The organism is Streptococcus sp. k-402 (assembly GCF_013277515.1).
Taxonomy (GTDB): Bacteria; Bacillota; Bacilli; order Lactobacillales; family Streptococcaceae; genus Streptococcus.
The window spans coordinates 14,816-40,988 of record NZ_VMNB01000012.1; the positions used below are offsets into that span (position 1 = coordinate 14,816).

A 26,173-nucleotide genomic window follows, 5' to 3' on the forward strand; every position below is an offset into this window, starting at 1 on the left:
TTCATGACAGATTTATCAAAACAATTACTTGAAAAAGCTCATGGTGGAGCAAAATTAAATCCAGATGAGCAAAGACGCTATCTTGGTACTTTTGAGGAAAGAGTTCTTGGATATGCAGATATTGACACAGCGAATAGCCCTCAGTTAGAAAAAGGTTTTTTATCTATTTTAGAAAATCTTCAGGAAAAAGCAGAGCCACTATTTGTGAAGATTTCACCAAATATCGAATTTGACAAACAAGTTTTCTACTTAAAAGAAGCTAAAGAAACTGATAGTCAAGCTACCATTGTATCTGAAGAGCATACTTCTTCTCCTTTTGGCCTGATTATCCATAGCAATGCACCAGTCCAAGTAGAAGAAAAGGATCTTCGACTTGCTTTTGCAAAACTTTGGGAAAGTAAAAAGGAAGAACCAGTCAAAACATCCATCTGGAAGAAATGGTTTGGCTAAATCTTAGGCATCTTTAATAAATGTCCAATATTTGCGGCCGTGTGCTCCAGATAGAGACTGGCATTTTTCAAACTATCTGCTAAAGGGTCACTTTTCTCCAAAATAGAAAAGGCAGCTTGGATATTTTCAAATGGTAGGGGAGGTAAATCCTCAGCAAGACTACCGCAAATAGCAATAACAGGAACTCCAACAGGGGTTCTTTTTGCAACACCTATAGGCGCTTTCCCAGCAAAGCTTTGACTGTCAAGTCTTCCTTCTCCAACAACAACCAAGTCAGCATCTAAAACTTTCTTATCAAAATCAATCAAATCTAAACAGGTATCAATCCCAGATACGATTCTTGCTTGAGCAAAGGCACACAAACTAGCAGCAATGCCTCCACCAGCTCCTGCTCCTTTAATTTCTAATGTTGCAGGTGAGGCTTTTTCATAAAAATCTTGGATTGCCTGATCTACGACTGCAAACATAGTAGGATCTAAACCTTTTTGTTTGCCAAAAGTATAAGTCGCACCTTGATGACCACATAAGAGACTCACGACATCTGCTAAAATACGAATTTGCACATCTTCAGGAATTTCATAGCGATTTTCTGTTGAGACAGAAGCTAAGTTTAGTAAGGATTGACCGCAAGCCGGTAAGACATTTCCATCCTTATCATAAAATCGATAACCTAAACCAGCAGCAACCCCCAGTCCTCCATCATTACTGGCCGTGCCACCAACGCCGATATAGATTTCTTTAATCCCTTGAGCAATGAGATGACGAATCAACTCTCCAATACCTCGAGTTTGGATTTGGAGTGGATTTCGTTGCTCTAGCGGAATCTTTCCAAGGCCGACCAAGTCAGCTACTTCAAATAAGGATAATTCCCCTTTTTGAAAATAGCGCATGGCTTCTTTTTGTCCAAAAGGTCCTGTCACTTTGATCCATTTTTCTTCTAGGTCAAGAGAATGTCGAATAGCATCAACAGTACCTTCTCCCCCATCACCAACAGGGCAGAGGAGACATTCTATATCTGCTATCGATTGTTGGAAGCCTCTTTTAATAGCTTCGGCTACCTCTTCAGCTGTCAAGCTTTCCTTAAACGAATCTGGTGCAATTACAATTTTCATATTTTTCCCTCATTCTAAACAGTCAATCAAAGGTAGAACTTCTAAAAAATCCCTCTTGTCAACATGATTCGGTATTTCTTTTTTGAGCACTTCTTTGCCACAAAAAGCAATTCCCAGTCCTGCTGACTTCAACATTAATAAGTCATTAGCCCCATCACCGATTGCAACCGTTCTTTCTCTAGGAAGTTGCAGTTCCTTTCTCCATTGTTCTAGAGTATCTTTTTTTGTTCTCGGGATTGATAATTTGTCCAATCAATTTTCCAGTTAAAAGACCATCTTTGACTTCAAGTTGGTTGGCAGAAAAATAGGCAATTCCAAGAGATTTTGCCATCCTCTCAACTATTGAAGTAAATCCACCGGACACCAGACCAACTTGGATGCCATTCTTTTGGATAATGGAAATGAATTTCTGGGCATTTGGCGATAGATGAATTGAGTTGAAAACTTTATCAAAGACCGAAATAGGGAGGCCTTCCAACAAGGAAACTCTTTTGCTTAAACTGCTTTCAAAGTCTAACTCTCCTCTCATTGCCTGACTTGTAATCTGTGAAATTTCCTCCTCACAACCTGCCTCTCGACCCAACAAATCAATCACTTCTTCTAGGATTAAGGTTCCATCAACATCCATGACACACAAGCCTTTTACTTGAGACATCAGTTCTCCTCTCTAAACAGCCCAAAAATCGTATGAAGTCATCATACGATTTTATCTATTAGTTAACTAAACTTTGGTACAAGTCAAGGTATGACTTGCAGGCTGTATCCCATGAGAAATCACACTCCATAGCTTGTTTTTGTAGATTTCTCCAAACGTCAGGATGGTTTCTATACAAGTCCAATGCTGTTTGGAAAGTCCAATTTAACCAGTAAGGAGATAGATTGTCAAAGCTAAAGCCAGTACCGCTTCCTTCGATTGGATTGAAAGCGCGAACGGTATCTCGCAAGCCACCAACTTCATGAACCAATGGCAAGGTTCCGTAACGCATCGCCATCATTTGAGACAAGCCACACGGTTCAAAACGACTTGGCATGAGGAAGAGATCACAAGCAGCATAGATTTCTTGAGCTAGTTTGACATCAAAAGTGATATTTGCTGATAGCTTGTCTGGGTAAATCTGAGCAAACCATGAGAAAGCTCCCTCAAAGGCTGGATCGCCAGTTCCCAAAAGAACAATCTGAACATCTTCTTGCAAGATATGGTGAAGACTTTCGACCACCACATCAAAACCTTTTTGACGTGTCAAACGAGAAACAATTCCCACCAGTGGAACGTCAGCTCTAACTGGCAAGCCAACTCTTTCTTGCAATTTTGCCTTGTTTTTGGCTTTCCCAGACAAATCTTCCTGATTGAAATGATAGTCTAAAAGAGCATCCGTCTGAGGATTATAAAGGTCAGCATCAATCCCATTCACGATACCAGAAACTTTACCAGACTCCATTCGAAGAATCTGATCCAAGTTACATCCGAACTGACTTGTCATAATTTCATGAGCATAGCTAGGTGAAACGGTTGAAACACGGTCAGCATAAAGAATACCAGCCTTCATCCAGTTCAGACAGTTGTTCCAGCGAAGGGTACCATCAGCATAACGTTCAAAGCCAACTCCAAACAAATCCCATAACATTCCTTCTGAAAATTGTCCTTGGAATTCCAAATTATGAATGGTCAAAACTGTTTTAATGCCCTCATAGGCTTGAATCCAACGGTATTTTTCCTTCAACAAGAAAGGAATCATAGCTGTATGGTAGTCATGAACATGGAGAAGATCAGGGATAAAGTCAATTCTTTCCATAGCCTCAATGGCAGCAAGTTGGAAAAAGGCAAAGCGCTCTCCGTCATCAAAATCACCGTAAACATGACCACGGAAGAAATAATATTGGCTGTCAATAAAGTAGAAGGTTACACCATTTAATACTGTTTTCTTAATTCCACAATACTGTCTGCGCCAACCAACACTCACCTCAAAATGAAGAACATCTTCAATCTGATTTCCAAATTTAGTCTCTACCATGTCATAGTAGGGTAAAATCACTGCAACTTCGTGCCCAGCTTTTACCAGTGATTTTGGAAGAGCGCCAATGACGTCTCCCAAACCACCTGTTTTTGAAAAGGGTGCACCCTCTGCTGCTACAAATAAAATTTTCATGAATGAATATCCTCTGTTACTTTGCTACCTTTCTTAACAACAACTGGATTTTCTGCAGTTCCACGGATCACAACTCCATCCGCAACTTCAACACCCTTGTCCAAGATAGCATATTCTACCTGAGCACCTTCTCCAATCACAACACGAGGGAAGAGCAGGCTATCTTTAACCAAGCTATCCTTATGGACATGAATATTACGTGATAGAACAGAATTAGCTACTTGACCTTCAATGATACTACCAGACGCAAACTGAGAAGTGCTTACCTTAGATGTATTAGCATAGTAAGTCGGCTCTTCGTTTTTGACCTTTGTATAAATCTTTTGGTTTGGTGAGAAAAGAGAATAGAATTTTTGCGATTCAAGCATATCTTTATTAGCTTGGTAATAAGACTCTACAGAGTGAATATTTGCCAGATAACCTGTATACTCGTAGGCGAAAGCCCCTTCTTTAGTAGCTAAATCACGTAAAACATAGCGCAACTTCTCTGGATGTTCTTTTTTAGCTTCTTCTTCCAATCGTTCAATCAACCAAGGTGTATCAACGACAAAGATATCTGTAGACATATTGAACGTTTCAGATGTTGACTTGCTATCAAAGAGTTTATGAGAACGAACATGGTCTGTTTCATCTACTTCCAAGATTGCGTTCACTTCTGAAATATCTTTCTTAGGAAGTTTCTTATAAACAACTGTAATAGGCCCCTTCGTTGTGTTATGAAGGTGGAAAACTTGGTTCAAATCAATGTTAATCAAAACATCACAGTTGAGGGCAACTGTTTGGTTTGAGCCAGAACGTTTCAAATAAGTAAGAAGCTGTTGGTAGTATTCTTTTCCAACTGTGCTACTTTCTACACGGGTATTGTAAATTCCTAGATAGTAATGGCTAAGAAGGGTTGATAAGCCCCACTCGCGTCCTGAGCGGATATGGTCAAAGACTGAGCTGATATTATCCTGCTGGAAAATACCAAAGACACTACGAACACCTGCATTAGCAAGACTAGAAAGCGGGAAGTCAATCAAACGATATTTCCCACCAAATGGCAAACTTGCTACTGGACGGTGGTCCGTCAATGTCGACATATCATGAAAACCAACTGTATTTCCTAAAATGGCAGAATATTTATCAATCTTCATCTGTTGCTACCCCCACTACTTCATTATATCCTACAACTTGTACTTCATCTGTTCCATCAATTTCGACACCGTCAGAAATAATCGCACCTTCACCAATAATGGCACGTTTAATCTTAGCTCCTTGACCAATGATAGCTCCACTCATGATAACTGAATCAACAACTTCCGCTACTTCGCGAACTTGCGCGCCTGTTGAAAGGATAGAATGTTTAACAGTTCCATCAACGAAACATCCATCTACAACTAATGAGTCTTCCACATCAGCATTTGCCCCGAGGAAGTTTGGTGGTGAAATCAAGTTTCTTGAGTAAATCTTCCATTGACGGTTACGACTATCCAAGGCATTTTCTGGAGAAATGTACTCCATGTTCGCTTCCCAAAGTGACTCAATCGTACCAACATCTTTCCAATAACCACTAAATTCGTAAGCATAAACACTTTCACCTGACTCAAGGTAATTCGGAATGACATTTTTACCAAAGTCTGACATATCTACATTACTCTTTTCAGCAGCGACTAACATATTACGAAGGCGTTGCCAATCAAAAATGTAGATTCCCATAGAAGCTTTTGTAGATTTAGGTTGAGCTGGTTTTTCTTCAAATTCAACAATACGATTGTTAGCATCTGTATTCATGATACCAAAACGGCTCGCTTCTTTAAGAGGGACGTCTAAAACTGCTACTGTCAAGCTGGCATTATTATCCTTATGAGACTGGAGCATATCATCATAGTCCATTTTGTAGATGTGGTCCCCAGACAAAATCAAGACATACTCAGGATTGACACTGTCGATATAGTCGATATTTTGGTAAATAGCGTGACTAGTCCCCTCAAACCAACGATTTCCTTCACTGGCAGAATAAGGTTGGAGAATAGAAACACCAGAATTGATACCATCTAGTCCCCAGCTTGAACCATTCCCAATATGATTGTTGAGAGCAAGAGGTTGATACTGTGTAATGACCCCAACATTATGAATTCCTGAGTTGGCACAGTTTGATAGGGCAAAGTCAATGATACGGTAGCGCCCACCAAATTGCACAGCTGGTTTTGCGATGCTTTGAGTGAGTTTACCGAGACGAGTTCCTTGCCCACCAGCAAGAATCAAAGCTAACATTTCATTCTTCATTTTCTACTCCTTTTTGGTTTTTACTTGTGACGGTTTTTGCAGATTTCAAGCGGCGTTTGATTTTCCAGACACTAGCTCCCATAGCTGGTAGGGTAAAGGTTAAGGTCTGCTCATAATCTTTCCATAGTCCTTCTTGCGTTTGAACAGTTTGATTATGTTCTTTCCAAACGCCTCCCCATTCTTCTAACTCAGTATTCCAGACTTCTTCGTAAATTCCTGCAACGGGTAGTCCGATTGTAAAATCTTTTCGTTCAACTGGTGCCATATTAAAGACACAGACTAGCATATCGTCCTTCTTACCCTTACGAATGAAGGAAAGAACACTCTGGTCTCGATTATCTGCATCAATGATTTCAATACCATCATAGCTGGTATCGATTTCCCACAGACAGCGATGGTCTTTGTAAAACTGGTTTAGCTGAGAAGTGAAATACTTCATCTTAGCATTCATTAGGTCTTCTAGGTTAGACCATTCCAACTGTTCTTCAGATTTCCATTCTAGGAATTGACCGTATTCGCTACCCATGAAGAGCAATTTCTTACCAGGGTGACAAATTTGGTAAGTGTAGAGATTGCGTAAGCCTGCGAATTGATTGTAACGATCTCCCCACATCTTATGCATCATACTCTTCTTGCCATGAACCACTTCATCGTGCGAGAATGGCAAGAGATAGTTTTCATTGAAAACATACATAAAGCTGAAAGTCACTAGGTTAAAGTCATATTTACGATAAATCGGATCTTCTTCGTAGAAACGGAGGATATCATTCATCCAGCCCATGTTCCATTTGTAGTCAAATCCTAGACCACCAAGCTCTTTCATTCCCGTAATCTTGGTTGCAGACGAACTTTCTTCTGCAATCATCATCACATCTGGATATTCTAACTTAATAATGTCATTCAAGCGTTGAAGGAAATAATAACCTTCATAGTTGAGATTTCCCCCATCTTTATTAGGTGTCCATGGAGCATCATCATAGTCCAAATAGAGCATGTTGCTAACAGCATCCACACGAATACCATCCAAATGATAGACATCGATCCAATGCTTAATACAAGAAATCAAGAAGGACTGGACTTCATTTTTTCCAAGGTCAAAATTGAGAGCGCCCCAACCATAGTTATGAGCCTTATTATGGTCTTGGTATTCAAAAGTCGGTGTCCCATCATAATAGGCTAAGGCATCATCGTTGATGGTAAAGTGACCGGGTACCCAGTCTACGATAACCCCAATATTATGGATATGACACTCCTCGACAAAATCTTGAAACTCCTCTGGTCGGCCATAGGCATGCTCTAAAGCGAAGTAACCCATAAGCTGATACCCCCAACTCAAGCCCAAAGGATGGGACATCAAGGGCATAAACTCAATATGAGTATAGTTCATTTCAACGAGATAAGGAATGAGTTCATCCTTGAGCTGGGCAAAACTATAAGGACTACCATCAGGATTTCTTTTCCATGAGCCAGCGTGAACTTCATAGATATTGACAGGACGTTCAGCAAAGCCCCAACGTTTTCTTCGTGCCAGCCAAAGTCCATCCCTCCATTTCTTCTCAGGAAGCTCTGTTACGATTGCCCCTGTTCCTGGACGAGCCTCATATCTGACAGCAAAAGGGTCAATCTTCATCAGTTGATGACCATTTTGACGTGTGACATGATATTTGTAAATATGCCCTTCTTGAGCCATATTGGTAAAGACTTCCCAGACCCCAAAGTCATTTCTTACCATTGGAATCTGACCCTCAATCCAGTTGGTAAAATCACCAACCAAGTGAACAGCCTGAGCATTAGGTGCCCAAACACGGAAAGTATAGCCACACTCTCCATTCACTTGCTCTTTATGTGCTCCTAGATAATGCTGAAGGTGAAAATTCTCTCCTGTCATAAAGGTGCGCAAAGCTTCTCTTTTATCCATAATACCCCCTCTTTTCTGTAAGCGTTTTCTATGTTTTTATTATACTACCTTTTTAGAGAAGATTCAAGTAAATTACTATACTTATTTAAAATTATTTTGAAAATCTACAAAAAGTTCACTTTCTCGTTCAATTGTAAAGCAATATTTTTTCAAAAAAATGTGAAAACGCCTTTCTTTTCTCTACTATAATACCAAAAAGTTCGGATTTTTTCTATGATTATTATTGTTTTATAGCAAAAAAATAAAACCAGGAAAACAATTTCCTGATTTTACACATTTGATGAAAATATTTATCAACTTTTCTATACAAGTGAGTTGTTAGCTAAGCTCTTTCTATTCGTTCACTTCCAATAATGTGTTAGAATAGCGAGATAGATGGTCTTTATAAAACACTCAAGACGGCTAGACTAATATCATCTAAAACATTATCTTCTTTTGAACGACTATTGGTTACCAACATGGCTAAATTTCCTGCATTCTCAAACTGATAGGGTTCGGATTTAGCATTCACAACAACCAAGAGGTGTTCTTTCCCATGAACTTCATAGATAAGGCAGCCGCTATGTTCAATCGCAGAATGCACAAAGACATGATGGTAAATTTCATCATAGCTAGAGTAAGAAAAGGCACCAGTTTTTGTCTTCAATCGGATGACTTGACGGATAAACTCAATACTATCTTGACGCTCATTGATCAAATCCCAGTTGACTTGGTTCACACTGTCAGGAGCATTATAGCTATTCATCGCACGCTCTCTATCATCATGGGTCAACTCACCATTCTCACCAGTCGCAACCAGTTTGGTACGACCAAATTCTTGACCGATTTCCATAAAGGCCATTCCTTGCATGAGCAGATTCATGGCTGTGGCTGTCTCAACCTTGCGCATGATTTGTTCTGAACTTTGGTCTGGATGAAGAGTTGCCAATAAATCGTGAAGATTGTAATTGTCATGGGCTTCTACATAATTAAGCACCTGATTTGGATGTGTATAGGTTCCTAATTCACGACTTCCTAGGATTGCTTTAGCTAGAATTGGCTCTGTCGCAGCACCACTGACAAAACCTGATTTAATTGCACCGTAAACTTCTCCACCTTTGACAGCATCACGCTGATTGTCATTAAAGAAACCAATGTTTGGCATTTCGTAGGCGTTGTCTTTCTTAGCCTTATCATAAGGGGCAAGACCTGTTCCCATATCCCAACCTTCTCCATAGAGGATAATGTTAGGGTCAATTTCATCCAAACTCTGACGAATCATCTGCATGGTCTTGACATCATGAATCCCCATCAAGTCAAAACGGAATCCGTCAATATTGTATTCCTGCACCCAGTATAGAAGAGAATCAATCATATACTTGCGAAACATTTCGTGTTCACTGGCTGTTTCATTTCCAACACCCGTTCCATTCTGGAAGGTACCGTCTGGATTCATACGATAATAGTAATCAGGGACAGTTGTTTGGAAAGGTGCATCAACAACTGAAAAGGTATGGTTATAGACCACATCCATAATGACACCAATACCCGCATCGTGGTAAGCTTGAACCATGGTCTTCAAATCACGAATGACCTGAGCTGGATCATCTGGATTAGTTGAAAAACTAGTTTCTGGTGCGTTATAGTTTTGTGGATCATAACCCCAGTTGTAGGTTACATTCCCGTCCTCATCGTATTCTTTGTGACGGTCTGCAATTGGTTGCAACTGAACATAATTGTAGCCCAACTTCTTGATATGATCAAAAGCAGTTGACTGACCGTACTGGTTAACCGTTCCAGTCTGAGCAGCACCCAAGAACGTTCCTCGAAGATGTTCATCCACACCTGAGGTCGGTGATTGGGTCAAATCACGAATATGCATTTCACAAATAACTGCCTTACATGGATTTTCCAAACGCCAAGCAGCATCAGAACCATGCTTGACCTCGAAATTTTCGACTTGTTTTTCTGCATGGCTCAGAATAGCAGAACGTTTGCCATCAGGGCTGGTCGCTATTGTATAAGGATCACGTGTCAGTGTTTCGTGATGAGGGAATTGGACTTGATACTGATAAGCCTTACCAGTCAAATCTTCCTCAACATCCAAACTCCAGACACCAATAGTATTGTCCTTATGATTATAGGAGTAGCTATTCCCTCGCTCCATCTCAAAAGTTTTCCAAACAGGTGCATCATTAGCAGCTGTTTCATAAACGACAACTTGCACTGCTGTCGCTGTAGGTGACCAGAGGGAAAAATGAGCCTGATTGTCCTCTACACGGCACCCCAATTCTCCTTGGTACCCCCAATGGTGGTCGAAACTAGCGCTATTGATAGCCTTGTCAAAGGCAAAAGGATTTTGATTCTTATAGAAAGGACTGGCAATAGCAGGATTTTCAGAGTAATAAATCCGATCATCGCCTTCCAAAATCCAGACCTCTGTTAATAGGGGATAGTGATTAAAACGGATAACATATTCTTTACTAGTTTGACCTGTATGAACCACAAAATTCAAGCTTTCTAAGGGATGAACGCTTGGGTGTTCAAAGCTAAATAAGGCTCCAAAATAATCTTCTTGGTAAGTTAGTAAATCAATTCGTTGATCCTTACTCTTTACAAAAGAGCAAGTGTCGTATTCACCATTCTTGCGATGGTAATGAATGCGCATAGGGTAGGTATACATTTTTATTTTTTCCTTTTTTTAATTTGTTTCTGTTTTACTAATAAATTTTTGACTAATTTTGTTCCGATTAACAAACTAGTTATACTGTCTAAACTCTAGTTTTAAACGATCATTACAGACTTTCTAGCCAAGCTTCATCTCGAACCTTGATACCAAGTTCTTGTGCTTTTTGCAGTTTACTTCCAGCATCTGCTCCTGCCACGACGAGGTCTGTCTTTTTAGAAACACTTCCTGTTACCTTGGCACCCAGACTTTCGAGTTTGCTTTTAGCTTCTGAGCGCTTGAGCCGTTCCAATTTTCCAGTCAATACCACTGTCAAACCTGACAAGGCTGCATCTGCTACTACAGTCTGACCTTTATAGTCCAGATTGACCCCAGTTTCTTTCAATTCTCTGAGGAGAATTTCAGAGCCTTCTGTCGCAAAGTAAGTCTGAAGACTCTTGGCAATCACACCACCTAAACTTTCAATACTAGCCACTTCATCTGGATCTGCCTGAGCCAGATTTTCGATTGAATGAAAATGTTGAAGTAACAGCTGACTGGCCTTGCTTCCGACATGGCGAATCCCTAGTCCAAACAAGAGTTTTTCAGCAGAGTTTTCCTTAGATGCTTGAATGGCTTGATACAATTTAGCAGCGGACTTTTCCTTGACCCCCTCTAAAAGGAGAAAATCTTCCTCTTGCAAACGGTAAATATCCGCTACATCCTTGACTAGATTGGCAGCAAAGAGCTTCTCAACAATAGATGGACCAAGGCCTGTAATATTCATGGCATCTCGAGAAGCAAAGTGGATCAAACCTTCCATGATTTGGGCAGGGCAACGCGGATTGATACAACGGAGAGCCACTTCATCTTCAAAGTGCAACAAATCAGAATTACAACTTGGACAGTTTGTAGGGATATCCAGTTTCTCTTCAGAAACCCGTTTGGACTCTACCACTCGTAAAACAGCAGGGATGATGTCACCAGCCTTATAGACGATAACCGTGTCGTCTTTGCGGATATCTTTTTCAGCAATATAATCCACATTGTGCAGGGTCGCACGGCTAACAGTTGTTCCAGCTAGTTGAACAGGGGTTAGATTTGCAGTTGGGGTTACAACACCCGTACGGCCAACTGTCCAATCAACTGATAAGAGTTGAGCTTCTTTTTCTTCAGCTGGGAACTTGTAAGCCACTGCCCACTTTGGAGCCTTAACAGTAAAACCAAGTTCTTCTTGGTCTGCTAGGTCGTTGACCTTAATTACCACTCCATCGATATCATAAGGCAGATTGTCCCGTTCCTCTCCTACTTCTTGAATAAAATTCCAAATCTCATCCATGCTTTCAGCCAGAATTCGTTTAGAATTGACTACAAAACCAAGTTGTTCTAGGTGCTTCAAAACCTTTTCTTGGCTGTCACGAGTTGAAGGGCTGGCTTCTTGATAGAGGAAAGTCGCAAGATTACGCTTGGCAACTACTGCTGTATCCAACTGTCGCAGGGTGCCTGCTGCCGCATTACGAGGATTGGCAAATTCAGGCTCTCCATTTTCTTGGCGAGCTTGATTAACCTGGTCAAAAGAAGCGCGTGGCATGTAACATTCCCCACGAACTGTGATATCTAGTTCTTCTGGCAAAGTCAAAGGAATATCCTTAACACGCTTGAGGTTTTCTGTAATATTTTCACCAATAGAACCATCTCCGCGTGTTGCCCCAGCAACCAAAATCCCCTTTTCATAAGTCAGCGAGATAGATAAGCCATCGATTTTCAGCTCACAAATATAGGTCGGATGAGCCACTTCCTTACGAACACGCGCATCAAAAGCTTCAAGCTCCTCACGTGAAAAAGCATCCTGCAAACTATAAAGAGGATACTGATGACTGTATTTTTCAAAACCATCTAAAACCTTGCCACCAACACGATGGGTCGGACTGTCTGCTAACACTTGATCTGGATAGGCAGTTTCTAACTCAACCAACTCACGGTAAAGGCGGTCATATTCACTATCTGAAACCGAGGGATTGTCGCTGGTATAGTACTCAGTCGCATAGCGATTGAGCAAGGCGACTAACTCATTCATTCTTTTATTCATAAAACCATTTTACCATAAAGTAAGCCCTCCTCACAAACGAGAAGGGCGGAAAAAATACTTAGATTGGAATTATTTTTAAAACTTAAACAGACTTATAGCTCTTTTTTGAAATGAGTTCGTACATAGCCTAGAGCTAAGAAGGATAGGGCGACAACTCCAAGTCCAATAATCAAGAAAGAATAAAGATGGACACTTGGAAGCCAGGTCATTAAACCTGTTGCAATTGGCATAAAAAGTATAGCTAAGGTATAAATCGAACTGAGAACTCTACCAAGATATTCACCTTCAACCTTGGTTTGTACCTGAGTAAAAAAGTGAATATTGAAAATCGTCATAAAGAGTTCACAAACTAAATTGCCTGAAAAAGTAAGATAGGGTGGGAGGGTAAATCCCATTATCATCACCCCAAGTCCAGTCAGAGCCAACAAAAACAGAAGCATTTTCATACTGGCTTTAATTTTACTAGCTAGAAGAGCCCCAATGATGGAACCAATAGCCCCCATTGTTAAAATAGTGGCATAGGCACCTTGTACTCCATAGAGCTGATTTGAAAAGGGAAGGAGATAATTAAAGGCTGCGAAGAAAAAATTGACACTTGAAGCCATGACTAACAAAAAGAAGATTTCCTTTTGCTTCAAAATATAGTGAACTCCCTCCTTGATATCAGAAAAAATAACTTTGAATGTAAGTTTCTTCTCACCCAAAGTCTTCTCTTCTTTCTTTGGAAGGAGAGCCACTAGAACAAAAGCAATGAAAAAAGTCAGCGAGTCTAGCAGTAGCGTCATATGGAGACTTGCAAACTGTAAAACAAGGAAGGAAAGAACAGGAGAGCTAACACCTACAACCTGCAAAACCAGCTCTAAGCGAGAGTTATAGATCACAATCTCATCTTTCTCAACAACCTCAGTTATAATAGCTTTATTGGCTGTACGAGAAAATGCAAAAACAATAGCCTGCACAATGTTGGCAACAATCAAAGCGCCAATCATCCAGCTGTCATTTCTTATAAAAGAAATAGCCAGACAAAGAATCCCACAAACAAGGTCTGTCACCATTAAAATCTTACGACGAGAAAAACGGTCTGAAATGACTCCGCCAAAAGGATTTACGAGAATAGATGTGACGAGTTCAGAAATCTGATACATTCCTAAAACAGTCTGTCCGATAGTCCCCATGGAAGCCAACCAGACACTATTGCCATAATCATAGAGCATATTCCCTATCTTGTTAACAGCTCCACGACTAATCAACTGTACTGCATAGCGATTCATATAAAAACTCCTCTCAAATTTTGAAACTATTGTATCAAAACTGAAAGGAGCTTTTTATTTTTTCCCTTATTTGGGAAAATTAATCTTTTACAAATTTTTCGTAGTGTTCCTGATAATAGGCTACTTGCTCTGGAAGACCTAGCACATCAAAAATATGCATGGCCTCTTGCATCTGCTTACAGCCTTCTTTACACTTTCCTTTTTGGTACAAGGCAAAACCTTTGAGGTAATGTAAAATATTCCGTTCATACAGACTAATGTTTTTACCAATAATCTTCTCTGTATAAGTCTCAAAATAGCTTGCATTGTCAAAAGAAAGATGCTCTAAACAATGCTGGTAACAATTGAGGGCCAAAATCAACACCAATCTCTTATGGCGCCCAATTTCTTGGTAAAACTCCTCCCTCTCCATAACTTCTCTACCAATCCAAGTGACATAGTCTACATCGTAGAAACTATAAAGGTTCCCGAAAAGAATCAACTCATACATGGTCCATTCTTCCGTTTTGAAGAGATAATCTGCTACCTTATCCAAATCATCTTGCTTCATATCATAACTCGCATCTCTTTGACAAACCAGACCTTGTAGCAAAATCCAGTTCAGCTCAAAATAAAGGGGATTTGTCGAACTCTTAGCTTTTTCAAGTTGTTCTTCTTGAAGCTTTTGAAAACCTGCAATATCATTTGAGTAGTAAAGCGGAATAATTTGTCCCATCATGGCAACATGTTCATGATTATGGAAATCCCTAGCCTTGTCCATGAAATTTTCGATTGTGACATGAATATTATCCAAAAGTTCAAAGAAACGTGAGACTGCTAGGTCAGACTCCCCAAGCTCAAAGCGAGATAACTGAGAGGTTGAACAGGACTCTCCTGCTGCCTCCTTCAAAGAATAATTTCCACTTGTCCGAAATTCACGAAATACTTTTCCAAGATGTTCCATCTTTACACCTGCTCTGATAATTCATCCCACTCAAGCATGGCTTCTTCCTGACGATGGCTGATTTTGTCCAGCTCAGCCTGCAATTCCATGAGTTTGCCGGCATCGTTTGTTTCCAACATTTGTTCAGAAATGGCTTGGCTTTGACTTTCTAACTCTTCAATTTCAGCTTCTAGACTTTCGATTTGTCGCATGAGTTTGCGAACTTCTTTTTGACTTTCTTTCTGGGCCTGGTAATCATTGACTGGGCTTGCTTCTTTTACTTGATTGCTGGTTAAAGCTTCCTCTGTCAGACTGATTTCCATTTCAGCCTTTTTATCAACATAGTAGTCGTAGTCTCCAAGGTATAGAGTCGAGCCATTCTCTGACAATTCCAGTACATGAGTTGCCACACGATTGATAAAGTAACGGTCGTGGCTGACGAATAGAAGAGTTCCATCAAAGTCAATCAAGGCATTTTCTAGCACTTCCTTGCTATCAATATCCAAGTGGTTGGTTGGCTCATCCAGAATCAAAAAGTTGTTGTTTTCCATAGACAGTTTAGCCAGAAGCAAACGTGCTTTCTCGCCACCAGACAGCATGCCGACTGATTTTTTAACATCATCACCAGAGAAAAGGAAGGCACCGAGACGATTACGGATTTCAACTTCCGGTGTCAATTTGAAATCATTCCAGAGTTCATCTAGTACAGTATTACTTGGTGTCAGCTTGCTTTGGGTTTGATCATAGTAACCAACCTCAACATTAGCGCCAAAGCGCTTTTCACCCTTGATAAAAGGAATCTGCTCCACGATTGATTTGATAAAGGTTGATTTTCCGATACCATTGGGACCAACGATAGCAACAGCATTCATCTTGCGAAGGTCTAGGTTGATAGGCTCTGACAATATTTCCCCATCATAGCCAATAGCTGCATTTTCAACAGTCAAGACAATATTGCCCGACGTTTTTTCAGACTGGAAGGTCATATTAGCTGATTTCTTGCCAGCTTTCGGCTTGTCCAAACGCTCCATTTTTTCCAGTTGTTTTCGGCGAGATTGGGCGCGTTTGGTCGTTGAAGCACGGACTAGATTGCGATTGACAAAGTCTTCCAGAGCTGCAATTTCCTTCTGTTGCTTTTCATAGTTTTTTGCCTCAGTAGCTAGTTTTTGCTCCTTCAACTCGACAAAACGAGAGTAGTTGCCCACATAGCGATCCAAGGAATGCCTGGTCAAATCCAGCGTAATCGTCGCAACCTTATCCAAGAAATAACGGTCGTGGCTGACAATAATGAGGGCGCCGCTATAGTTTACCAAGTAATTCTCTAGCCAGGCGATGGTTTCAATATCCAAGTGGTTGGTTGGCTCGTCCAAGACCAAGAGATTTGGTTTTTCAAGGAGCATTTTAGCAAGTGCCAAACGAGTATTTTGACCACCAGAAAGCTCAGCAATTCTCATCTGCCACATTGACTCGTCAAACTTGAATCCATTCAAAATCGCTCGAATATCAGCTTCATAGGTAAAGCCACCTGCTTGGCGAAAATTTTCAGATAAGCGGTCGTAATCTGACATCAGTTTATCCAAATCCTCACCAGACTTTTCACCCATCTCCAACTCCATCTGACGTAGTTGTTTCTCAGTCCGACGCAAATCATCAAAGACATGAAGCATTTCATCGTAGATGGTATTTTCAGACTCAAAACGGCTATCTTGGGCTAGGTAAGACAGAGAAATATCTTTTTTCTTATTGATTTCTCCGCTAGTTGGCTTCTCTTCTCCAACTAAAATCTTCAAAAGAGTAGACTTACCTGCACCATTTTTCCCAACAAGGGCAATCCGATCTCGTTCATCAACCTGCAGGTTGATATTATCAAAAAGAACCTCTCCTGCAAAAGAACGTTCAATTTTATTAGCTTGTAAAATAATCATACAAGTAGTATAGCATGTTTCCCTAAGGCATTCAAGACAATCGTCTTAACCCAAATATCCTAGAAAAACCGGCTCTGCTTATTCTTGGTATTAAAAAGTATTTGGATTATAAACTCTACTTATTTTTTTGCAAGATAGCTAGCTAAACATTTTCGCTCGTTTACAAGAGTGACTCAAACTCAGCGACAGTCATTCCTAACTGCTGGCTGGCAAATTCAGAAGTTAAAACATGTTGACGAACCATGTCTAAGAAGGCAAAAAGTTTTCCACGTTCTAAACCTTGTTCTAAACCTTGTTCAACCCCCTCAGCCCTAGCGGTTTCCAAAGCATAGTCCTGTGCTAACAAGGCTTGTTCTTCACGCATACGTAGTTGACTAAACATTTTTCTGTCCTCCTCGGACCAGCTCTTGTAGTCCAGCAGTTGGTCTGCTTGGCTGATGGCTCGCTCGGGTTGTTGAGTAAAGGGCTTGTTCCCAAAAAACTCCAACCACGGCTTGCGAACCTCGTCTTTGCTGGTTTCTCTGTATTTCTTTAATTCCAAGAATGCCATCTTGACTAGATGGTTTTCTTGTCCATTGTTTGTGATGGTTAAGACTTCACCTGTCGTGTCTTCGCGCATACTGAAACTGTGGAAAGCCAGATCATCTTGGAAATAATTACTATCCACAATAGCTATTGCGTAAACAGGTGCGATATGCTTGTAACTCTGGTGGGTATCACCTTCACGTTGGCGAATTTTTTCAAGATTTTGATTGACCTGACTGCACAAGTAAGCCCACAAACGATTGATGAAAAAATTCTGATGATGAACCTGAATTTCGATGATAACTTGCGTACCATTATCCAACTCCGCCAAAACATCTATACTTGTATAGAAATTCTGTGCCGAGTACGGTAAGGAAGGCAAGACGTGAATGTTGCTTCCCTCCAAAATGGTCACATTTTTTGCTGGCAAGTCCAACATATCGCGAATAAATTGACAAGTGATTTCTGGATTGCTGAAAATTTTCTTAGCAACCAAATCATTGGTTGGGCTGATGCCCGGATGACGTACAGTCATGTTTGCTCTCCTTTCATTATAGCACATTTTTTAATCTAATTTACTAGATTTGATGCTTCTATCTATTTATTCGGAAAAAGAGTAGAAAAAATAAAAGAAATCTCAAACTTTATAGCAAAATGAAATAAACTCTGAACAAATAGGATAGTAAAGTCGAATCAATTTCTAGCAATATTTTATAAGTTATAATGTTCTATTCTGAATTTAAGATAACATATAATTTAAAGAGACTGGGCCAAAACTCAACTTCCGGAAAAAATGAAGTAAATCTTCCCACAATAAAACGCATAGCCTCAAGTTTTTCAATACCTGATACTATGCGTTTTTCTGATTTGAGAGGCTTTTTTCTCAGCCTCTTCTTAATCTTAGCTTTTCTCAACCTGCTACAGTTGATAAAGAGCTTTATTTTTCATCTTCTTTTTTCTTGAAGAATCCTAGTCCTAGACCAGCTAACAAGGTCATGATACCAGCGCTAGCCAAGCTAGCATTAGCTTCTGTACCTGTGTTTGGCAATTCTGCTTTATCAGATGTTTTCGTAGATGTTACACTATCTACTGTCTTTTCTGATGTAGCTGTAGCCACTGCTTCACCTTTTTGTTCTGAAACTTTAGATGGTGCTGGGCTTGGAGTTTGGTCTTTTGGAGCAGGAGTTTGAGCTTGCTTGATTCTAAACACATGAACTGTCAAGTTATCTCCCTCACGGTGACTCTCAACAAATTCATAGCCTGGAACTTCACCTGCTTCTTCCTTATCAACTGATGGAACCTTCAAGTCTTTTCCGTTTTCATCGCGCCATACTGTACGAACCGCTGGAGTTTCAGCTTTGTTTGGTTTTTCTGGCGTTGAAGTTGATGGCGAACTTGATGGAGTCATTGGATGACTAGTTGGGCTTTCTGGTAAAATTAGAGTTCCATTCGCTACTTTCTCAAATGTATGCGTCAAAATACCTTCTTCTAAGCGACTAGATAACCACTTGTAGCCTGCAATTTCGCCAGCCTGTACTTTTTTGCCAACTACTTTTTCCTTAATCTCCTTACCTGCTGTATCTACCCATAGCGTTACTGGATGCTCTGGGTTTGCTGCTTCGATTGATAAAGCAGCGTATACAAACGGAGTATAATCACTCGTTTTATGCTTGGCTTGAGCTTGGACTTTTTGTTTATTGACAACTGATTCTCGTGGAATGGTTACAGTACCTGTTTTCTTGTCTAATGTAACATTTTCAGGTTGTTTGTCTAAAGTCCATTCACCAGTAGGTTGCTTGGTAAGAGTTAGAACTTCATTACCAGAGCCATTACTCTTAGGATAGATAATTTTGACTGTATCTGCATCTTTTTTAGGAGCTTTTACTTCGAAACTTGCTTTATTTGGTTCTTCCACAATAGCGATAGTCGGCGGAGCTACCTTAAGATCTGGTTGATCTTCAGGCTCAGATGGCTGTCCTGGTTGAGCTGGTGCTTCCTCAGGAGTGGTTGGTTGTCCAGGTTGTGGAGTTTCTGGTGTTCCTTCACCTGGCTGTTCAGGGTGTGGAGTTTCTGGTGTTTCTCCTGGTTGTTCAGGGTGTGGAGTCTCTGGTGTTTCTCCTGGTTTTGGTTGTGGAGTTTCTGGTGTTTCTCCTGGTTTCGGTTGTGGAGTCTCTGGTGTTTCTCCTGGTTTCGGTTGTGGAGTCTCCGGTGTTTCTCCTGGTTTTGGTTGTGGAGTCTCTGGTGTTTCTCCTGGTTTTGGTTGTGGAGTTTCTGGTGTTTCAACTACTTTTGGTTTTGTTCCGACTGTAATAATTTCCTCTGTTGGTTCTTCTCTTACTACTGTTGGAGTGTTTTCTGTCACAGTTCCCGTGTTTGGATCCATTGTGTAGGTTGTAGTTGTTGTTTCTTTCCCTTTTACTCCCGCTTGTGTAGTTTCTCGATAATCTTTATCTTTTGTATTATCTTCTACATAACGTGTTGTATATGGAATTGGTGTTTCAACTACTTTTGGTTTTGTTCCGACTACATAAATATCATCCTTTTTATCAGCATGTTCTCCTTCGTTTACATGAATACGATAATACTTAGATAATACAACAGTACCATCATCATTAACTATATTCTCTTCTGAATTTGGATTTACCGTTATAGGTTTATTTGACTCAACAATGGTATCAGAACTATCAATAAGTCCGTCAGCTCCCGCTGGTCTTCCTTTATAAAGATTATCTGGATTAGCCGGGGTACCATTACTTGCATCAAGACGGTGAGGATATTTAGGATTAACTTCACTCACTTTAGGTTCAACAAAGTTTGGATCATCAAGTGGCTTTCCTGCATTTTCATTTATAGTATTGGCATCAGCTCTTTTATATTTGTCATCAATTTGACCATCATCGTCTTTATCATATAATTTTTCAAATAATGATTCCATTGGATGTTCATCAAAATAATCATCACTATCTTCAGCTTTCAAGATAAAGCTTCTACCATTATAACCTTCTTCTTTCAAAACAGGAGTATGACTTTCTACTGTATCATCTCTTTCATACTTCTTTCCTTTAGGTACGAAAACTTCATACCCTTCTGATGCACTAGTTATATTTTCAATATTAGCTTCTCCTGGCTCCGCGGTAGTGTCTGAAGCGTAAACTGTCACATTTGGTGCCATTATTGCAGCCCCACCTAGGGTAATGACTGTCGCTACAACACAGGAACCGAAAAACTTTCCAATTTTTCGTAAAGCATATTTTTTATTCTTAGTTGATTGTCTTGACATATTTCCCTCAATTTTACATTTATTTTAGTTTCTAGGTTGTTGACTCCGAGCCAAAAGCCAGATGAAGAATCCAACTTTTGGCAGGAAGCAACGTTTTGATATTATTCGGACTCATCTTCTTCCTTCTTCTTGAAGAATCCTAATCCTAGACCAGCTAACAAGGTCATGATACCAGCGCTAGCTAAGCTAGCATTAGCTTCTGTACCTGTGTTTGGCAATTCCTCTCTTCTATTTGTCTCAGAAGTCGGAGTATTTGCTTCTGGAGTGTTTGGAGTTGGAATTTGACTTTCTGGTGTTGGAATAGTCGAATCTTGTGGAGTTGGAATCGGTGTGGTCGGTTTCTGTGGAACAGGATTATTAGGATCTACTGGTGTTATCTTTTCAAATTTATGAATTGTAACACCATCCTTCGTTACAGTTGTAATATATCTGTATCCAGGAATATTACCTGGCTCATGAGTTCCAGGTTTTTCTGGTTTCAATGGCTTACCATTTTCATCCACCCAGATTGTAATATGATTACTTTCTGGAGTTGGTTTTACCGGTTCTTCCGGACTAGGTGTATTTGGAACTTTTACATACTCAATCGGTGTATCCTGACCAGGTTCTGTTGGTACTGGTGGCACCTTGTATCCATTTTCTGGATGGTTTGGATCAACTGGTACTAATGGATTTCCATCTGGTGTCTTAGGTGTATAACCTGGTACATATGGAATCACTGGTACATTTGGTGTAGTAGGATCCGTTGGATCTCCAGGCTTAGTTGGATCTGTCGGATTGTTTGGATATGGTAGTGGCGTTGGTGTTTCTACACCTGGCACTTTTGGTACCCATGAACCAAGTTTCTTGTAAACCACTTCAATCGTTTGATTTGCAACAGTTGGTGTTATTCCTTTTCTTTCAGCAACTTCTTTTTGAGCTGGGTCTTTAAGGATGTAACCTTTAACTACTGGTGATGATACTTTATCAAATGTACTATCTCCACCCACTGCTTTCCAGTCTCCATAAGTAATCTCACCTGTTACTACGTTAATCTTAGCTTCACGTGTGAATGTAACTTTGTCTGTTGATGGTTCAGAAACTTTATTTCCAGCCTCGTCAACATAGTTGATTGTACGTGTTACTTCTTTCTTAACGTCCAGTTTCTTAATTAATTCATCTGTCCATCTTGGAATTGTTGGATCATTTGGATTATTTGGATCTACTGGTGTATCTGGATCGATTGGTTTTCCAGGTTCAAGTGGTTTGTCATCTGTTGGCGGTGTTACTGGAACCACTTTTTCGTGTACTTTCAACGTTACTGTTTGTGTTGGATCTTGACCTTCTGTATCCTTATCTTTATCGAATTTGTTATTAATATAGTTTACTACTTCATCTCTATTATCAATCACATATCCGCGTTTTTCTAACTCTGCTATTTTAGCTGTTACTGATTCAGTTGGAATTTGATCTCCAGTTTTACCGTTGATAGTTACATTATCTTTTGGTAATGGTGTTTCTGTTGTTCCGTCAACCTTAACCACTTTCACCAATGCTTTTTGTGGATTTCCTTCATAAGTGATCGGTGTATCCTCACCTGGTTTTGTTGGTACTGGTGGCACCTTGTATCCATTTTCTGGATGGTTTGGATCTACCGGTGTTAATGGTACTAGCGGATTTGTATTAGGATCCACTGGTTGTGTTGGATCTGTTGGAATCTTAGGTGTATAACCTGGAACATATGGAATCACTGGTGTGTTTGGTTCAACTGGTGTTCCTGGCTGTGGATATTCTGGTTCTCCAGGTCTTGTTGGATCAGTCGGATTGTTTGGATATGGTTTTGGATCGAAATTCGTTCCTTCTGGTGGTGTTACACCTGTTGGTGGTGTTAATACCCATGATCCTAACTTAGTATAAACTACTTTTTGATCTAATCCTGTCGAATCTGCATTTGTTTCCACTTTTTCTACTGAAGCTTTATCTGCTACATAGCCTGTTAATTCAGGTGTGTCTACTTTTGCTAATTCTTTGTCCGCACTTTCCCAATTTCCGTATGTGATTGTTCCTGTAACTGCATTATATGTTGCACTACGTTTGAAGTGGGCTGTTTGTGTTACAGTTGGTTTCGCATCCGCTATTTCTGGTCCATTCGCAGTTTCTTTCTTAACATAAGTAATTGTACGTGTAACTTCTTTTTCTAAGTCAGATTTTGCTAATCCAGTTGCTGGCCATTTTGGTCCTTCTGGTTTATCTGGATCTACTGGATCATTTGGATTTTTCGGCTCTGTTACTGTTACAGTACGTTCCTTAACAAGTAATTTGAATACTTGCGTTGGATCTCCATCTGTTGGATCTTTTTCCTTATCAAATTTTTGATTATTTAATAAGTCTTTATTCTCAACTACATATCCACGTTTTTCTAAGTCTGCAATCTTAGCTGTTACTGAATCAGTTGGAATTGCTGAATCTGTTGTTCCGTTATCAATACTTACTTTCTCAGCTGGTATTTCTACCTCTGTTCCTGTTGTTGTATTGAATACTTTCACTACAGCTTTTTGTGGATCTGCCACATACGTAATATCCGTGTTTGTCCCAGGTTCTGTTGGTACCGCTGGTGGAATGTACCCTTGTGTTGGATCATTTGGCACTTTTGGTTGTAACGGTGTTTCACCAATCTTCGGTGTATATCCTGGTACATATGGAATTACTGGTGGAGGGTTTGGTTTTTCAGGAGTTCCGCCTCCTGGGGTATCAGGTTGAGGGTTTGGTGTTTCTCCTGGATTTCCTGGTGTTGTCGGATAATCAGGATATTTAGGTTTTGTTGGATCGTTTGGATCGTTTGGATATGGAATTGGTGTTGGTTTTTCTACACCTGGCACTTTTGGTACCCAGCTTCCAATTTTCTTGTAGACAACTTCCTCTTCAAACGATTCAGTATCAGCTGTCACTTCACTAGAAGGAACCTTCACTTTATCAGCTATATATCCAGTTAATACTGGAGTTTTCACTTCATCTAGTGTTTGTTTATCACTCCATTCACCGATTGTTGTTAGACCTGTCGCTAAGTTAGTAGTTACTTCGCGGGTAAATTCAGCTGTCTTAGTATTCGTTAATTTACCATTATCAACTTCAACTTTTGATCCATTTGTTTCATCAATTTTATAGTATTTAATCGTACGTGTTACAGATTTTGTTTCTGTTTCAACTGATGTACGCTCTCTAAGAATGAGTTCATAAACTTGCGATGGATCTCCGGTTTCTGAATCTTTTACTTTATCAAACGTTTCACCTTTTAATGGTGTTTTATTATCTACAATATATCCACGTTTTTCTAAGTCTTTGATTTTTTCATCAAGCTTTTTTGAAGGAATTGCAGCGTCTGGTATACCACTATCGATACTTACTTTTTCATTCGGCAATTCTATTTTTACGCCATCTCTGATCGTATAGACTTTTACTACTGCTTTTTGTGGGTCTGGTGTATAGTTTATTTCTATATTTGTTTTTGGATCTGTTGGAGTTGGTGGTGTATATCCTTCCGTTAAATCTGTTGGATTTTTCGGTACTAAAGGAGTTCCGCCAACATTTGGTGTATAACCTGGCACATATGGAATCACTGGTACATTTGGTGTAGTAGGATCCGTTGGCTCTCCAGGCTTAGTTGGATCTGTCGGATTGTTTGGATATGGTTTTGGTGTCATATCTGTTCCTTCAGGTGGTGTTACACCTTTCGGTAAGTTTGGTACCCAACTTCCTAATTTCGTGTAAACAACTTCTTTCGTTAGATTAGTCACCTCACCAGTTGAAGTTGGCGCTGTTGCTTCTTCTTCTCCTACGCTTGCTATATCTGCGATATAACCTTCTAGTACTGGTGTATCTACTTTCGGGAATTTACTATTTGTGCTTGTCCAGTCCTTGTAAGATACCGTATTATGCTCTGTATCAGTTACTTCTTTTCCTGTGAATGTGACTGTATTTTCTTTCGTTTGTTTTTCAAGAACCGTTCTTTTTATAGTTCCATTCACATTATCTTCTTTTACATAGGTAATTGTTCTCTTAACTGTTCTGGTTGCATCTACTTCTGCCGGCGCTTCGCTTTCTTTATAAACTAAGGTCACTGTTCTACCTTCGCTTACAATATTCCCAGTTAAACTTGCAGAATCTGTAGCTTCTTTTTCAAAAGTATAATATCTTCCGTCAGTAGTAGTCATGCTACTGAGTTTTTTATCTGTGACATCATAACTCGTACCAATCAGTTGTTTTTTATTGGTAATGTAGGTTCCGTCACTTTCTTTTTCTCCAATTCCAGTATCATTTTTCAATGATAGCAAACGCCCTTGTTCATCAACATAGCGAACTTTCACATTTCCTGAGATTAGGTCTGCCAATTCTGAGGTTTTCTTCTTTTCCTTGATTTTTTCGGTTATTTTCTTTTTCTCTTCTTCGGGAATATTTAGTTTTGGAATGATTTTTTCAACAACGTTTCGTGATGGTTCCACAGTATCTTGGATGACTGAAAAGTCAGCTAGAATTGGGAGATTATACTGAACACGGTGACTTTGAGGGTTTACCCCTACTCTTTCATTATTCTCTGAAAATACTTGTACGGTATAAGAAACAACATCTTTTCCTAATAAAACATCCCCAGTAGAGAAGTAGCCACCTTTTCCTAGATTGCTATCTCCAGGACCCACTGCGTCCTTAATCTTATCAGATAGTTCTTTATCAGTCAGTACCTTCGTTCGCACAATCCCTTTATCTACCCCTACAAAGTGTGAGAAGTGTTTGAACTCTTCAGAATCCGATCTAGCCCAACCATTATTAAGGTTATTTGCTTTTGTATTTGTATTCTCTCTATCAAAGGTTCGGGAATCAACACTATATGTCTCTGCACTTTCAGTTGCTTCTATATTTGACCCTTGAATACCTGCTTCCTTACTACCATTTCTAGCGGCAGTATAGGTGTATTTATCTGTTTCAACTTCTAGCTGATCATCCTTAACATGATAGATAATTTTCTTAGCACCTGGTATAAGAGTAGTGAGTAATCTATATGCTCTGTCATCAGCTTTAGATTGAGAATCTTTTGATGAGTTTAGCCAAGTTGGGGTATTAGGCGTATCTTTATCAGCCTCTTTCAATAAATTATTTAATTCGTTTGCTAGCTTTGTAGTTGACTGCGATGTGTTTGTAAAAGTTTTCTTCCACTCTGAATCTCTTTCTTTTGATTTTTCTATATTTAAGAAGTCTTCCGTAACATTTAATACAATATCGCCTTGTTTTTTAGCTTCTTCCGTAGCTTCTGCTTCCAATTGATTGTACAGTTTGGTATCTTCTTTTGTATAATCTCTTCTGGATTTACGGTGTAATGGAGTAAATTTTATTTTCTCATTACGAATTTTATTAACACGGGAATTCAACTCATCTGTAAAAAACTTCAAAACAGTTTTGTGCGCCAGTTCTACATTTAAACCTTTCTTATACAACTCTTCGTTTTGAACGATTTCGGCTATACGGTGAATGGTTTGATCGTATACCGTATTCTCTTGACCAGCAGTATTCTTAGTTTTAATGACTACTCGATAGGTTCCTTTAGAACCGTTAATATCTGAGATATATCCTGTTACAAATTCCACACGAACA

General features: G+C 39.7%; 14 protein-coding genes and 3 pseudogenes. 1 reads left to right on the plus strand and 16 read right to left on the minus strand.

Annotated features, from left to right (window positions below):
• Nucleotides 1–3 precede the first annotated feature (3 nt).
• A complete protein-coding gene (locus tag HT724_RS08165; RefSeq protein WP_173276846.1) occupies nt 4–450 on the plus strand; it encodes a DUF1694 domain-containing protein in 447 nt (148 codons plus the stop codon).
• On the opposite strand, the gene HT724_RS08170 is transcribed toward HT724_RS08165, so the two are convergent.
• The 16 genes and pseudogenes from HT724_RS08170 to HT724_RS10070 form a co-directional block, all read right to left on the minus strand.
• Complete coding sequence (locus HT724_RS08170; RefSeq protein WP_173276845.1) at nt 447–1,562, minus strand: glycerate kinase; 1,116 nt, start codon at nt 1,560–1,562, stop codon at nt 447–449. The two genes, HT724_RS08165 and HT724_RS08170, sit on opposite strands and share 4 nt — an antisense overlap.
• 9 nt (nt 1,563–1,571) lie before the next feature.
• Nucleotides 1,572–2,217: pseudogene (serB, locus tag HT724_RS08175) on the minus strand (phosphoserine phosphatase SerB).
• Between the two features lie 58 nt (nt 2,218–2,275).
• Nucleotides 2,276–3,709 (minus strand): glycogen synthase GlgA, encoded by a 1,434-nt coding sequence (gene glgA, locus HT724_RS08180; RefSeq protein ID WP_173276844.1) that lies wholly within the window; start codon nt 3,707–3,709, stop codon nt 2,276–2,278.
• The gene (gene glgD, locus HT724_RS08185; RefSeq protein ID WP_173276843.1) at nt 3,706–4,845 is read right to left on the minus strand and encodes a glucose-1-phosphate adenylyltransferase subunit GlgD; all 1,140 of its coding nucleotides are present in this window, start codon (nt 4,843–4,845) and stop codon (nt 3,706–3,708) included. The genes glgA and glgD overlap by 4 nt, the downstream gene beginning before the upstream one ends.
• Nucleotides 4,835–5,977 carry a glucose-1-phosphate adenylyltransferase gene (locus HT724_RS08190; RefSeq protein ID WP_173276842.1) on the minus strand — a complete coding sequence of 381 codons (1,143 nt, stop codon included), beginning with the start codon at nt 5,975–5,977 and terminating at the stop codon, nt 4,835–4,837. The genes glgD and HT724_RS08190 overlap by 11 nt, the downstream gene beginning before the upstream one ends.
• Nucleotides 5,967–7,895, minus strand: coding sequence for a 1,4-alpha-glucan branching protein GlgB (glgB, locus tag HT724_RS08195; RefSeq protein ID WP_173276841.1), 1,929 nt, complete (start codon nt 7,893–7,895; stop codon nt 5,967–5,969). The genes HT724_RS08190 and glgB overlap by 11 nt, the downstream gene beginning before the upstream one ends.
• Before the next feature lie 382 nt (nt 7,896–8,277).
• The gene (gene pulA, locus HT724_RS08200) at nt 8,278–10,557 is read right to left on the minus strand and encodes a type I pullulanase (RefSeq protein ID WP_173276840.1); all 2,280 of its coding nucleotides are present in this window, start codon (nt 10,555–10,557) and stop codon (nt 8,278–8,280) included.
• Nucleotides 10,558–10,669: 112 nt separating this feature from the next.
• Nucleotides 10,670–12,628, minus strand: coding sequence for an NAD-dependent DNA ligase LigA (gene ligA, locus HT724_RS08205; protein ID WP_173276839.1), 1,959 nt, complete (start codon nt 12,626–12,628; stop codon nt 10,670–10,672).
• A gap of 92 nt (nt 12,629–12,720) precedes the next feature.
• Complete coding sequence (locus tag HT724_RS08210; RefSeq protein WP_173276838.1) at nt 12,721–13,899, minus strand: MFS transporter; 1,179 nt, start codon at nt 13,897–13,899, stop codon at nt 12,721–12,723.
• A gap of 79 nt (nt 13,900–13,978) precedes the next feature.
• Complete coding sequence (locus HT724_RS08215; protein WP_173276837.1) at nt 13,979–14,842, minus strand: MutR family transcriptional regulator; 864 nt, start codon at nt 14,840–14,842, stop codon at nt 13,979–13,981.
• 2 nt (nt 14,843–14,844) lie between these two features.
• Nucleotides 14,845–16,746, minus strand: a complete 1,902-nt coding sequence (locus HT724_RS08220) for an ABC-F family ATP-binding cassette domain-containing protein (RefSeq protein WP_173276836.1) — start codon at nt 16,744–16,746, stop codon at nt 14,845–14,847.
• A 160-nt stretch (nt 16,747–16,906) separates the two neighbouring features.
• Complete coding sequence (locus HT724_RS08225; protein ID WP_173276835.1) at nt 16,907–17,806, minus strand: Rpn family recombination-promoting nuclease/putative transposase; 900 nt, start codon at nt 17,804–17,806, stop codon at nt 16,907–16,909.
• Between the two features lie 402 nt (nt 17,807–18,208).
• The gene (locus tag HT724_RS08230) at nt 18,209–20,551 is read right to left on the minus strand and encodes a G5 domain-containing protein (RefSeq protein ID WP_173293575.1); all 2,343 of its coding nucleotides are present in this window, start codon (nt 20,549–20,551) and stop codon (nt 18,209–18,211) included.
• Between the two features lie 101 nt (nt 20,552–20,652).
• The gene (locus tag HT724_RS10310; RefSeq protein ID WP_240156740.1) at nt 20,653–24,231 is read right to left on the minus strand and encodes an LPXTG cell wall anchor domain-containing protein; all 3,579 of its coding nucleotides are present in this window, start codon (nt 24,229–24,231) and stop codon (nt 20,653–20,655) included.
• Between the two features lie 153 nt (nt 24,232–24,384).
• Nucleotides 24,385–24,585: pseudogene (locus tag HT724_RS10420) on the minus strand (hypothetical protein); the annotation flags it as partial.
• Nucleotides 24,586–24,615: 30 nt separating this feature from the next.
• Nucleotides 24,616–25,424, minus strand: a pseudogene (locus HT724_RS10070) (MucBP domain-containing protein); the annotation flags it as partial.
• Between the last annotated feature and the right edge of the window lie 749 nt (nt 25,425–26,173).

Coding starts and splice junctions, on each gene's coding strand:
- HT724_RS08165 (WP_173276846.1), top strand. CDS start 4: ATGACAGATTTATCAAAACAATTACTTGAAAAAGCTCATGGTGGAGCA.
- HT724_RS08170 (WP_173276845.1), bottom strand. CDS start 1,562: ATGAAAATTGTAATTGCACCAGATTCGTTTAAGGAAAGCTTGACAGCT.
- glgA (WP_173276844.1), bottom strand. CDS start 3,709: ATGAAAATTTTATTTGTAGCAGCAGAGGGTGCACCCTTTTCAAAAACA.
- glgD (WP_173276843.1), bottom strand. CDS start 4,845: ATGAAGATTGATAAATATTCTGCCATTTTAGGAAATACAGTTGGTTTT.
- HT724_RS08190 (WP_173276842.1), bottom strand. CDS start 5,977: ATGAAGAATGAAATGTTAGCTTTGATTCTTGCTGGTGGGCAAGGAACT.
- glgB (WP_173276841.1), bottom strand. CDS start 7,895: ATGGATAAAAGAGAAGCTTTGCGCACCTTTATGACAGGAGAGAATTTT.
- pulA (WP_173276840.1), bottom strand. CDS start 10,557: ATGTATACCTACCCTATGCGCATTCATTACCATCGCAAGAATGGTGAA.
- ligA (WP_173276839.1), bottom strand. CDS start 12,628: ATGAATAAAAGAATGAATGAGTTAGTCGCCTTGCTCAATCGCTATGCG.
- HT724_RS08210 (WP_173276838.1), bottom strand. CDS start 13,899: ATGAATCGCTATGCAGTACAGTTGATTAGTCGTGGAGCTGTTAACAAG.
- HT724_RS08215 (WP_173276837.1), bottom strand. CDS start 14,842: ATGGAACATCTTGGAAAAGTATTTCGTGAATTTCGGACAAGTGGAAAT.
- HT724_RS08220 (WP_173276836.1), bottom strand. CDS start 16,746: ATGATTATTTTACAAGCTAATAAAATTGAACGTTCTTTTGCAGGAGAG.
- HT724_RS08225 (WP_173276835.1), bottom strand. CDS start 17,806: ATGACTGTACGTCATCCGGGCATCAGCCCAACCAATGATTTGGTTGCT.
- HT724_RS08230 (WP_173293575.1), bottom strand. CDS start 20,551: ATGTCAAGACAATCAACTAAGAATAAAAAATATGCTTTACGAAAAATT.
- HT724_RS10310 (WP_240156740.1), bottom strand. CDS start 24,231: ATGACACCAAAACCATATCCAAACAATCCGACAGATCCAACTAAGCCT.